This window comes from Enterococcus sp. DIV1059_2, from assembly GCF_051713685.1.
GTDB classification, from domain to species: domain Bacteria; phylum Bacillota; class Bacilli; order Lactobacillales; family Enterococcaceae; genus Enterococcus_D; species Enterococcus_D casseliflavus.
In genome coordinates this window covers 2,390,848-2,402,961 of the sequence record NZ_JBIOQK010000001.1, presented here as the reverse complement: position 1 = coordinate 2,402,961, position 12,114 = coordinate 2,390,848, and the positions used below count along the sequence as shown (strand labels likewise).

The 12,114-nt window shown below is 42.1% G+C and carries 7 protein-coding genes; 6 read left to right on the top strand and 1 reads right to left on the bottom strand.

Features of this window, described 5'->3' with window-relative positions:
• The first annotated feature begins 1 nt into the window (after position 1).
• Both IGI72_RS11120 and IGI72_RS11115 read left to right on the top strand, forming a co-directional pair.
• Positions 2-3,130: an AAA family ATPase gene (locus IGI72_RS11120; RefSeq protein WP_438754214.1), complete on the top strand. Its 3,129-nt coding sequence runs from the start codon at positions 2-4 to the stop codon at positions 3,128-3,130.
• A gap of 16 nt (positions 3,131-3,146) precedes the next feature.
• Positions 3,147-6,311: a DEAD/DEAH box helicase gene (locus tag IGI72_RS11115; protein WP_121261001.1), complete on the top strand. Its 3,165-nt coding sequence runs from the start codon at positions 3,147-3,149 to the stop codon at positions 6,309-6,311.
• A 47-nt stretch (positions 6,312-6,358) separates the two neighbouring features.
• Here IGI72_RS11115 and IGI72_RS11110 read toward each other — a convergent pair whose 3' ends face one another.
• A complete protein-coding gene (locus tag IGI72_RS11110; protein WP_034858406.1) occupies positions 6,359-7,093 on the bottom strand; it encodes an HAD family hydrolase in 735 nt (244 codons plus the stop codon).
• A gap of 244 nt (positions 7,094-7,337) precedes the next feature.
• Between IGI72_RS11110 and IGI72_RS11105 the strand changes: the two genes are divergently transcribed.
• The 4 genes from IGI72_RS11105 to IGI72_RS11090 all read left to right on the top strand — a co-directional run bounded on the left by IGI72_RS11105 (position 7,338) and on the right by IGI72_RS11090 (position 12,075).
• Complete coding sequence (locus IGI72_RS11105; RefSeq protein ID WP_034858408.1) at positions 7,338-9,074, top strand: ABC transporter ATP-binding protein; 1,737 nt, start codon at positions 7,338-7,340, stop codon at positions 9,072-9,074.
• Positions 9,075-9,783: 709 nt separating this feature from the next.
• Positions 9,784-10,182 carry a transcriptional regulator SpxA gene (gene spxA, locus IGI72_RS11100; protein ID WP_003127030.1) on the top strand — a complete coding sequence of 133 codons (399 nt, stop codon included), beginning with the start codon at positions 9,784-9,786 and terminating at the stop codon, positions 10,180-10,182.
• Between the two features lie 152 nt (positions 10,183-10,334).
• A complete protein-coding gene (locus IGI72_RS11095) occupies positions 10,335-10,985 on the top strand; it encodes an adaptor protein MecA (protein ID WP_438754211.1) in 651 nt (216 codons plus the stop codon).
• 100 nt (positions 10,986-11,085) lie between these two features.
• On the top strand, positions 11,086-12,075 hold the full coding sequence (locus IGI72_RS11090; RefSeq protein WP_438754209.1) for a competence protein CoiA: 990 nt from the start codon (positions 11,086-11,088) through the stop codon (positions 12,073-12,075).
• The last annotated feature ends 39 nt before the right edge of the window (positions 12,076-12,114 follow it).

The window sequence follows — 12,114 nt, the reverse complement described above, 5'->3', positions numbered from 1 at the left end:
CATGCAACCGAAGTCTTTACAAATGAAAAATTTTGGTCCATTCATTGATGAAAAATTGGATTTTAGTCAGCTGCAAGCTGGCGGTTTGTTTTTGATCAGCGGCAAAACGGGTGCAGGAAAAACGACGATTTTCGATGGCATGACGTTTGCCTTGTTCGGTGAAACATCGGGGAATCTGCGCTCAGGCAAAGAAATGCGCTCGATGTTTGCTTCACCAACCGAAGAGACCAGCGTCACCTTTACTTTTGAACATCAGCGTTTTACCTACCAGATCCAACGGAAACCGGAACAGACCTTAGCAAAAAAACGTGGTGACGGGGTCACCAACCAAACGGCAAAAGTCCAGCTGACGATTTTTGACGCCGAAGGCAAAGAGAAAAAGCAGATCAGTAAACGCACAGAAGTTGATGCATTTATCAAGGATCTGCTGCAGCTGGATGCCAAACAGTTTTTTCAAATCATGATGTTGCCGCAAGGAGAATTTCGTAATTTTTTGATTGCCAGCAGCAATGAGAAAGAACGCGTTTTACGGAATTTATTTGGCACGGAAATGTATCAACAATTTAATGAATGGTTGAAAGAGCAAGTCAAAGCACAAAGTAAAAAGCTTGAGCATCAGCAGCTGCTCGCCTCGCAAATCATGGAGCGCTTTGAATGGGAAGAAGCGCAGGAGGTTTTAACGGTTGCGGAAGGTCTGACTTTGTGGGCGCAGGATTTAGAAAAACAGCAGGCGCAGCTTCAGCAGTTATTACACAAAAAAGACCAAGCGATCCAAGAAATGAAAGCTGCGCAAGACGCTTTTTACCGTGCAAAAGAAATTGAAAATGCACGGATCGAATGGCAAGGTCTACAAGAAAAAGCCCGAGAGCTGCATGCTAAAAAAAACGAGATCGCTCAGAAAAAAGCACAGTTGAACCAGTTGGTGTGGGCGCTTGAACATCAAGAAATCATGCAGCAAAAAGAAGAACGAGTGAAAGAAGCACAGCAAGCTACTCAGCAAATCAACGAAACAAAGCAGCAGCTGCAAGAAATTCAGCAGCAACAAGTAAGCTGGCAAGACCAACGAGCGTTGATTGACGGCATCAAGAAAAAACAGGAAGCTGCTAGTCAAAAAGTTCAACGAATCCAGCAGCAGATCCCGCTAGCACAGCGCACACAAGCGCAGCAAGAAGAAGTGGTGCAACTTGAAAAAGCCGCACAAAAACAGACCACCGAATTAACGAAGATAAACCAAGCGCAAGCAAGTGCCAAAGCGCAAGCGCAGCATCTGGCAGAAGAAATCGAAGCATTGCGAGGGTTTCAAGCAGAAGCGGTGAAATTAGTAGAAACGCAGGCTCTGGTAGAAAAATGGCAGCAAGCAAAAGCGCAGTTTCGTGAAGCCGAGCAAAAAGCAGGGGAACAGCAACAAATTCATTCGGAGTTGGTTCTTGAACAACAGCAATTAGCAGCATCCTTGCTGGAGCTGCAAAAAACGTTAAAACAAGAAACCAGTCAAAATGCTCGAATGCAAATTGCTCGGCTTCGTCTTTTGCTGGAAGAAAATGAACCCTGTCCGGTTTGCGGATCATTGGATCATCCGAATACACAAGAGCACACGACCTATCGCATCGAAGACATCATTGCCAGTGAACAAAGACTTGAGCAAACACAAGAAAAATTGACGAAGATCCAGCAGCAAGTATCGGCAAATCAAACGCTGCAGGAGCAAGCCACATTGCGAATCAGCGAATGGCAAGCCACCAGTGCTGCTGCGCAGAAGCAAGTGGCATTCGCTTGGACTACAGTTCAACAGGCATTTGCTGCCTTGCAGCCGATAGAAAACCAAGAGACGATTACCGAGGAAACGACGGTAGCGGAACTAAAGAAACGGCAATCTTTCAATCAACAAAAAGCCGCTTCTTATGAAGACGCGCAGAAGAAACATCAGGCAGTAAATGAGAAATTAGCAACGTTAAATGAGTCCTATCAGCAAGTCAGTGAGCAAGCGAAAAAAGCCCAAGAAGCGCGCCAGCTTGCGGAGGGGAAATTGGCTTCTTTACAGGAACAACTTGCAGGCGCAACGTATGAACAATTACAAGCCGATTTAGCAAAAACCAATGGTTTACTGATGGAATATACGCAAAAAATTGAGGCTGATGCCCGACAAGAAGCGCAGCTAAACGAACAGCAAGCGATTCTTTCAGAGAAGCTGAAAAATCTGCAGCAATTTTTTGAAGAAAAGCAAGTGGCTAAGACAAAAGCAGAACAACGACTGACGCAGCGACTCCAAGAAGCTGGTATGACGGAAGAAACGATGCGGGAATTGATTGCCCAAGCCGCTCAAACAACCGTTCTCTCAGAAGAAATCAAAACCTATGAGCAAGAAACGGTGTTTGTTCAGCAACGGCTAGCATTGTTAGATGCACAGTTAAAAGAGCAAGCTGCGATAGATTTAAACCAATTGGAAGCTGACTACCTTCAGTTGCAGACCGTGATGGAGGAACTACAGCAAGAAACAATTCGCAAACAGGAGAAAGTCAACGGCAATCAACGGTTGTTTGACGAGCTGCAGGTCATTTATCAGCAAAATGTCGAAGAACTGGCCCAATTAGGCCAACTTCAGCAGTTGGCAGAAACCATCAACGGCGAAAACGTCAAAAAAACCAGCTTGGAACGGTATGTACTGCAGCAATTTCTGACAGAGATCTTAGAAGTCGCCAATGAACGCTTGGCTCGGTTGACTCGTGGCCGCTATCAATTTGAATTAGCGGATAAAGTCGGGAGCTATCGAAGCTCAACAGGCTTAGAAATTGACATATATGACGATAATGCGGGACAAGTCAGAAGAGCTCATACACTTTCAGGCGGCGAAAGCTTTATTGCTGCCTTAGCGTTGGCGATCTCTTTGGCGGATGTGATCCAGCAACGAGCTGGTGGGATCGAGATCGAAGCCCTCTTTATTGATGAGGGCTTTGGATCGCTTGATGAAGAATCATTGGAAATGGCGATGGAAGCATTAGAAATGATCGAAAATGAAGGGCGCATGATTGGGATCATCAGTCATGTTCGAGAACTGCGGGCAAGAATCCTGCAGCAAGTTTTCGTAGAAACTAACGGCAGCGGGCAAAGCCGGATCCGAATAAAAGAATAAGGAGAGGAGGGCTCTTATGAAGTGGAGTATTCCAGAAAAAGTAATTGAGCGTGGCAGAACGTATGTCAACGAAGATCGCGTCTTATCTGTCACACCAGACAAAGAAAAAAATGTGTGGCACGCAGAAGTATTGGGGACAGAATTGTATTTAGTGACCTTAGATGCTACAGCCAAAGAGGTAGATTATTGCCAATGTCCGTACTGGGAAGAGCATCATTATTGCAAACACACGGTGGCAGTCGAACTTTATCTACGCAAACAAGGGAAAACACGAAAAATCAATGAGCAAACCCCCATCAAAAAAGCCTTTTCTGCTTCAGAGATGTTTTCCAACGGCTTTGCCCGCTTAGGGAGCGAAAAAGAAACCAGCCAACCCTTACAGGTTGAATTTCGGATAGATACCATCGCCACCAATCCTTACCATCAAGAAATGGATATCTTAGGGATTTCCCTCAAAGTCGGCCATCGTGGCACCGCACGAACCTATGTCGTTAAAAACATTTATAAATTTTTGCAGATGTACCAAGAAAACAAGCAGTACGCAGCGAATAAGCAGCAGACCTTTTTTCTATCTGCGGATGCCTTTGATGAGAAAAATCGAGCATTGTTGAATCGATTGGCAGGAATCGCGCAAACGCAACAGTTAATCGGGCAAGCAGGCATTCAGATCAGTGGTAAACTTGACAAAAAGTATTTGCTGCTACCAGTTGAGTTCGGCAAAGAATTGTTGTTACAGTTAAACGAAGTCTATACGCAAATAACCATTGGTGAAACAAAAGTCAATGAAGCCGATTTTCAAATCGGTGAACCTTTGTCGTTTTCAGTCACAAAACAGGAGGATCATTTTCCGCTGGAATTCGTGAAAGATTTTGACCATTTACTTAGCTATTATAATTGGGGTCTGCTGGATGGAACCTTTTATGAACTGACTGTCGAACAAAAGGAAATCTATGTCACGATGCAACAGTTGTTTAAACGATTTGAACAGCCAGTCATCGACTATCCGAAAGAAGAACTAGCGAATCTTTTTATGAAAGTATTGCCTTATTTGCGAAAAATCGGGCGTGTCCAAGTAGCACCTGAAGTTCAAAATGAAATCGAAGAGTCTGAATTGAAAGCTGTCTTTTCGTTACGGAAAATCAAAGGACAAGTCGATTTACAAGTAGACTTCACTTATGGAGAAGTCGTTTTTTCAAGTGATGAAAAACATCACTATATGCCAGAAAATCATCCCGAGATTTTACGTGATTTTCAACAAGAAGCACGAATTGAAGCGATTATTGAAACCTTTGGCTATCAAGCGAGCACTAAAAATTGGCAAAAAAGCTTACCTGCGGGGGAACAACTTTATACCTTTTTTACAAGGGAGATCCCTGTTTTAAGGCAATTAGGTGAAGTCCGTATCGGCAAGAAGCTGCGGGAACTTTACCTTGACGCCCAACACCATCGACCAGAAATCGTTATCGAAGAAAATGGTTCTTGGTTGGATATCAAGTTTGATGTCAGCGGCATTCAAGAGTCAGAGATCAATGAGGTCTTGCGCAGCCTGTTACAGTCTGCACAATTTTATACCACTGAAAATGGGCAAGTCCTTTCATTGGAATCGGAAGAGTTTCAAGAAGCAAGTGCTGCCCTGAAAAAATTGCGTCTTTCACTAGAAGCGAAGGATGGGGCGATCCAAGTTCCTTTGAATCAAGGGCTGCTCCTGCAAGAGCAGTTTGCTGATCAAGCCAGCTTTAGTGCCGGTTTTCAGCAAATGACGGAAGACTTGATCCATCCAGAAAACTTTGAGGCGCAGCTGCCAGAAAACTTGCATGCTGAGTTGCGGCAATACCAAGAAGTTGGGTTCCGTTGGCTAAAAATGTTGAGCCACTATCAATTTGGCGGTATCCTTGCCGATGAAATGGGGTTAGGGAAGACCGTTCAGACGATCAGCTACTTACTTTCAGAAAAACAAGAGAAACAAAAATTGAATGCATTGATCGTGGCACCGGCGAGTCTAACATTCAACTGGCAACAAGAAATCAAACGGTTTGCGCCAACGATTTCCGCGTCTGTCATCAGCGGAACGAAAGAAGAGCGCGAAGGGCAGATGGCGCAGCCAGCGGACGTCCGCATCACTTCTTATGCAAGCTTGCGGCAAGACATTGATGCCTATCAAGCACTAGATCTGACTTGTTTGATTTTAGATGAAGCGCAAATGGTCAAAAACAGTGCGACCAAAACGGCACAGGCCTTGCGCTCCTTGGAAGTTCCACAGCGGTTCGCCCTCAGCGGCACACCGATCGAGAACAATTTAGAAGAATTGTGGTCCTTGTTCCAAATGATCATGCCAGGCTTTTTCCCGAACAAGCAGAAATTTAAAGAACTGTCTACACAAGAAATTGCGAAAATGATCAAACCCTTTATTTTGCGAAGAGACAAAAAATCCGTGCTGCATGATTTGCCGCAAAAATTGGAAACAAATTATTACAGTGTTTTAACAGAAGAACAAAAGAAAATCTATTTGGCGTACTTGCGGCAAATGCGGGAAGAAATCGCGCAAATGGATTCTACGTCTTTTCGTAAAAATCGAATCAGTATCTTAGCTGGTTTGACTCGACTGCGGCAAATCTGTTGTGACCCACGATTATTCGTGGAGGATTATGAAGGGTCTTCTGGGAAACTTGAACAGGTCAAAGATTTACTCTTAGCAGCCAAAGAAAATGGGCGTCGTGTGCTGTTATTTTCTCAGTTTACTAGCATGCTTTCGATCATTGAAGAAGAGCTAGCACAAGAAGGGTTTGAGTCCTTTTACTTGCGAGGCAGCACACCGCCGCAAGATCGTTTGACGATGGTCGATGCCTTCAATAGTGGAGAAAAGGACGTCTTCTTGATCTCGTTAAAAGCAGGAGGAACAGGACTGAATCTGACCGGCGCAGACACCGTGATCTTATACGATTTGTGGTGGAACCCGGCGGTGGAAGAACAAGCCGCTGGACGAGCCCATCGGATCGGTCAAAAAAATGTTGTCGAAGTCTGGCGAATGATTGCTGAAGGAACCATTGAAGAACGAATGGATGCGTTGCAACAAGAAAAACGTGAGCTTTTCCAAAAAGTGATCCAAGGCAATGAAACACAGCTTCAACAAATGACAGAAGAAGATATTCGCTTGATATTGAGTATCGGCGAAGAAAGTTAGCCAATCAAAAAGATGGACCTGCCGCAGGAGCGAAGGTCCATCTTTTTTTAGTTATACATGTATGCAGGCACTTGCATCAGTCTGTCAATACTGTCTTGCAGCTGTGAAAAAGCAGTGATCGATGCATCTGGTAAGTCTTCCAATCCACTAGGCGCTTGACGGAGACGATGATTGAACCACAAAGCTTGCCAACCGGCTTTCTTACAGCCAACCACGTCATTATCAAAATTATCACCAACGTACAATGTGGTTTCCGGATCAAGAGCAAAGGCGGTTTCTGCCAATTGAAAGATTTCAAGTTGCGGCTTTTGATAACCAGTTGCTTGTGAAATGATCATATGCTCTGGTTTGATCCATCGAGTCAGTTGCAACTGATCCAATTTTTTTTGCTGGTGGTCAGTGGGACCATTGGTAATAATTCCTAGTTTGACTGGCAATGTGGACAAATAGTTCAAAGTTGACTCAACTTCAGGATGCAGTGTGATGGCATCTAGTTCTTGTTCATAACACAGCTGAAACTTACAGCTTTCTTCCATTGTAATAGGTAAGTACCCTAAATCCGTTAATGAATGGGTCAGTCGAAAATAACGAAAATGATCTAGCGTCCATTCATTTGCCAATACCCGTCCAAACTGCTCATCACTGTGCACCCGAAACCGTAAGTAAAGAGCAGTTAAATCTTTGTGGGCTATTTGTGGGAAACATGAGGTTACGGCATTGCGAAATGGTTGTTGCTGGTCATATAAGGTATCATCGACATCAAAAAGAATACTAGTGATCAAAAAAGACACGCCTTTCAGAGTTAGTGAAAATTTTCAGTTTGTTTTCGAATCAATCATAAGCCATTATTCCTGTAAAAAAAAGAGGGAAATCCCTGTAAAATAAAGGTTTTATTTACTGTTTTTAGAAATCCGCGTCTTTATAGGTTTTCAAAATTATAGTGAATTTTACCCATTTTCACATGTTTCTCATTTTGCATTTCTACTGAGAGTTGCTTATAATGAAAGCTATTGAGGAGGGGGAAATGTGTTAAAAAGGTTTTTTCGTTATTATCGACCGTATCGGTCACTATTTATACTTGACTTTACTTGTGCGGTATTTGCTGGTTTATTGGAACTAGCCTTTCCAGTTGCCGTCAACCAAGTCATCGATAAGATCATGCCCCAGAACAACTTTCGCCTAATACTGTTGGCATGCTTAGGCTTGTTCTTGTTTTATGTGATCAATACTGTGTTGCAATATATCGTGGTTTTTTATGGTCATAAACTTGGGGTCAATATTGAAACTGATATGCGTCAAGAGTTATTTCGACATCTGCAAACGCAATCTTTTGAATATTATGATAATCAAAAGACTGGCAAGCTGATCAGTCGTTTGACTACGGATCTCTTTGAGATTTCTGAAGTCGCTCACCATGGGCCAGAAGATGTTTTTATTACCATCATGACTTTGGTCGGTTCATTCCTATTGATGTTAAATATGCATGTTCAATTAGCTGTGGCAACATTTGCGTTGATTCCCTTGATCACGATCGCCTTGGTTTTTTTCAATAAGAAAATGACCAAAGTCAACACACAGATCTATGATAATCTCGGTGAGTTCAACGCCGGAGTGGAAGCATCTGTCAGTGGCATTCGAGTGACACAATCATTTGCCAATGAAACGTTTGAACATAAACGCTTTGACGGGTTAAGTGAGATTTATCGGCAGTCTAAGATCCTTTTTTATAAGGTAATGGCAATCAGTTCAGCGTACAATTATTTCTTGATTCGGTTGATCAACTTGTTTGCTCTGATCTTTGGTGCCTACTACGTGATTCGTGGTGAACTGACGAACGGTCAGTTCGTAGGGTTTATTTTATTGTCAAATGTCTTTGTTAGACCAATTGAGAAGGTTAATACGATGATCGAAAGCTATCCGAAAGGAATCGCTGGCTTCAAACGCTTGACCGAAGAGTTGGATAAAGAACCGACGATCAAAGACAAGCCAGGGGCACGGGCAGTAACTTCCTTAAAGGGAGACATCGTCTACCATGATGTTTCTTTTTCCTATGCGGATGCGACGAAAGTCTTGAATCACATCGACTTGTCGATCAAAGCGGGTGAGACGATCGCCTTCGTTGGGCAAAGTGGTTCAGGGAAAACAACGTTATGCAACTTGTTGCCGCGGTTTTATGAAGTCACGGAAGGCGCCATTACGATTGATGGCATCAATATTCAGGAGATGACCTTGGCATCTTTACGTCAGCAGATTGGTACGGTGCAGCAAGATGTTTTTCTTTTCCCAGGAACGATTCGAGAAAATATTGCTTATGGCAAACTTGATGCAACAGAAGAGGAGATTTTAAAGGCAGTCAAATTGGCACACTTAGAAAAAGTCATTGATCAAATGACGGATGGCTTGGATACGGTCATCGGTGAACGAGGCGTCAAATTATCCGGTGGTCAAAAGCAGCGAGTAGCGATTGCTCGGATGTTCTTGAAAAACCCGCCGATTTTGATTCTAGATGAAGCAACTTCAGCGTTAGATACCGAAACGGAACAAGTGATCCAAGAATCATTGAATTCTTTGGCAGATGGGCGTACAACCTTGATCATTGCCCATCGCCTCGCGACGATCAAACATGCGACAAGAATCATTGTCGTTAGTGAGAAGGGGATCTTAGAAGAAGGAACCCATGAAGAGTTGATGGCGAGAAAAGGGCATTATCGTGCATTGCATGATGCTCAATTTGCTCGCGACCGAGAACCAACACTCGCTTAGAAGAAAGACATGGTAAACGATCAGTTCAAGAATAGTACAGTCTATAATGCTTTGTCAGTGACCAAGCAACATAGTGGCTGGCTTCTTGGATTGATCGTTTTTTACTGAGTTTTTTGTGAGAAACCCTTTTCATTTATAAGCAGATGTTCATTTCTGCTGCTGTTTTATAGCAGATTATGACAGAAATGCTTCTATGGTTTTCTGATTAAAAAGGAATGTGATACAATAAAACCAAGAAGAAAGAGAGTGGTTGCGATTACTCGTACAAAAAAATAACATCCATTTTCATTGTAGCGCGATCGTTTCTCGGCAAAGGAAGGATCGTGAAAAAGTTCTTTTGAAAACGATTGAGCGACTGCCTTGGTTTTTCTCTCATTTTTTGATTACATCTGTAATTGCCGAAGGGAAATTAAAAAACGTTGCCTTCTGTTAAAAGAATATTTTAATATTCTGACATCTTTTTGATACACCTTTGACACACTGTTGTATAAAAGGAGTAATATTAAAAAAAAATTTGAGTTTTCTCATTTAAAAATAAACTTTTTGAAGGAAACCTTTTGCCTTAAAGGTTTCGCTTTTAATATAACTTTCGAGTTTTATTAAAAAATATGAGATTTAGACTAGATTTTTTTTAGTTAAACCTGTATAATTGAAATCAAGCGAGGGAACAGGACTTGCTTGATTGAAAATTAAAAAGGAGAGATGCACGTTGTTGACACTATACACTTCCCCAAGTTGCACATCTTGTCGCAAAGCTCGTGCGTGGTTACAAGAGCACGAAATCCCTTTTGTTGAAAGAAATATTTTTTCAGAACCGTTAAATATTTCTGAGCTTAAGGCAATTCTACAAATGACAGAAGATGGCACAGAAGAAATTATTTCCACCAGATCCAAAGTATTCCAAAAGTTGAATATGGATCTAGATGACCTGCCCCTAAAAGATTTATTGACACTTGTTCAAGAAAACCCAGGATTATTGCGTCGTCCGATCATGATTGATGAAAAACGATTGCAAGTTGGGTTCAACGAAGATGAAATTCGTCGGTTCTTACCTAGGGATGTTCGCCAACTGGAACTAAGACAAGCGCAATTAATGGCAGGATTATAAATTTGACTTCATCGACTCGCTTTCTCTTTGAAAGTGAGTCTTTTTTTGAGTTTTTACGTTTTTCTTAAGAGGATATTCGTTTTCTCTTTACTTTTTATCAGGTTTCGATACAATGAACCTATAGTGAGTAGCAAAAGTGAGGTGTAGCTAATATGGAAATGGAACATATCAATGAGAACACCATTCGTGTATTGATCAAAAGTGAAGACTTAGCTGCGAGAGGCATCACTTTTCTTGACCTTCTAGGAAATCACAATGAAATTGAAAACTTCTTTTACAGTATTCTTGAAGAAGTTGATATTGACGAAGAATTTAAGGGCAGTGAAGCTGTAACTTTCCAAGTCTTGCCTAAAGGCGATGGGTTAGAATTGTTTATTAGCAAAAATCTTCCACCAGAAGGAATGGAAAATTTTGATGAGATGAACGATGAAGCGAATGAAGAAATTACCGACATGTTGAAAAAGCATGTGGCGGCTCAATTACAAGAGTCGGAGCAAGCAGAAGACATCGGCAATCGTTTTGTATTCGAGTTGTTGCGATTCGAAGATATGATTCAATTGGCATCCGAAGTATATTTGGATTCCGTTGCAACCAATCTTTACCAAATGGGTAACCATTATTATATTGAAATTCGATTCATGGATGCAGAGGTTACTGATATTGAAGTGGAAAATGCACTTTCTTATTTGATGGAATTTGCCCAACGGACATCAGTGACGCCAGAGGTTTTATCTGAATATGGTCAGTTGATCATGGAAAACGATGCACTTGAATTGACTCGTTTCTACTTCAATAATGATTAATGAATGAAATTCATTTCCAGCCAAGAACATGTTGCTAATGTTCTTGGCTTTTTCAATTGTGTTTGATGAAAATGGCGTATCTTTTATTGAGGTGAATTAGATGCTGAAAGCATTGAACCAAAGAAAAGAAGTCATTGCAGCGAAAGGGAGAAAGAAAGCATCAGGTCCTTTTTATTGCCCAGGGTGTCACCAAGAAGTGACTTTGCGGCAAGGAACCAAACGACAGCCCCACTTTGCCCATCAAGCAACTGCTGATTGTCAGACTTACAGCGAAGGGGAGACGAAGGAACACTTGGAAGCCAAACAACTATTGTTTGAATGGTTTCAAGATACAGGGATTGAGATCGAAGCCTTTTTGCCTAAACTCCAACAGCGTCCTGACCTTTGTTATAAGAATATCGCCATCGAAGTACAGTGTTCTTCCCTCAAGTTTTCACGATTTCTTGAAAGAACCAGCACGTATTTAGCAAACGGCTATCGACCATGGTGGATCTTAGGGGAGAAATTGCATCCGAAACGCCAATGGTCACTTTTGGCAAAAGCCTGCTGTAGTTATCAGGCAACTGGTTTTTGTTTGTGGCTGATTGATACGCAAAATCAATCCTTAATGAAGTTAGATCAAATCAACTGGCACTATCAAGAAGGAGTCAGCAGTCAAGAAAGCGATGCTCGAAAAGGGGCGCCTTACCAGAAAGAAACTCTTCGCCCTTTGTGCAAAGGACAAAGCTCAAACCATCACCGTCCTCCTGAATGGCTTGCTGCAGACTATCAGGTCTGGTTGATACAAAAACTGCGAAAGAACCTGCCCAAAATCCGTGTGATCCAAGAAATATTGTATCCGTTAAAAGGCAATGTCTCCCAGCTGCCTATGTGGTGCTATTGTAAAAGCAGCTTTGGCATTTTATTTGAGCATCGAATATTGGTTTTTCGCTTTCTTTATTTAAGTGACTGTCCACTTCGTTTTGATCAATGGATAGCACGGCTGCGGCAGCTGGATTGGCAATGGCAGTTCCCGTTACTGGATCAACGGGAAATTTTGCGCGGACTCTTTCAAGAATGCCAATATTTAGAAAATTCGGTTTCTTTTTAAGCCAATGATTTGGTTTCACTGAAAAGTATGATAAGATAT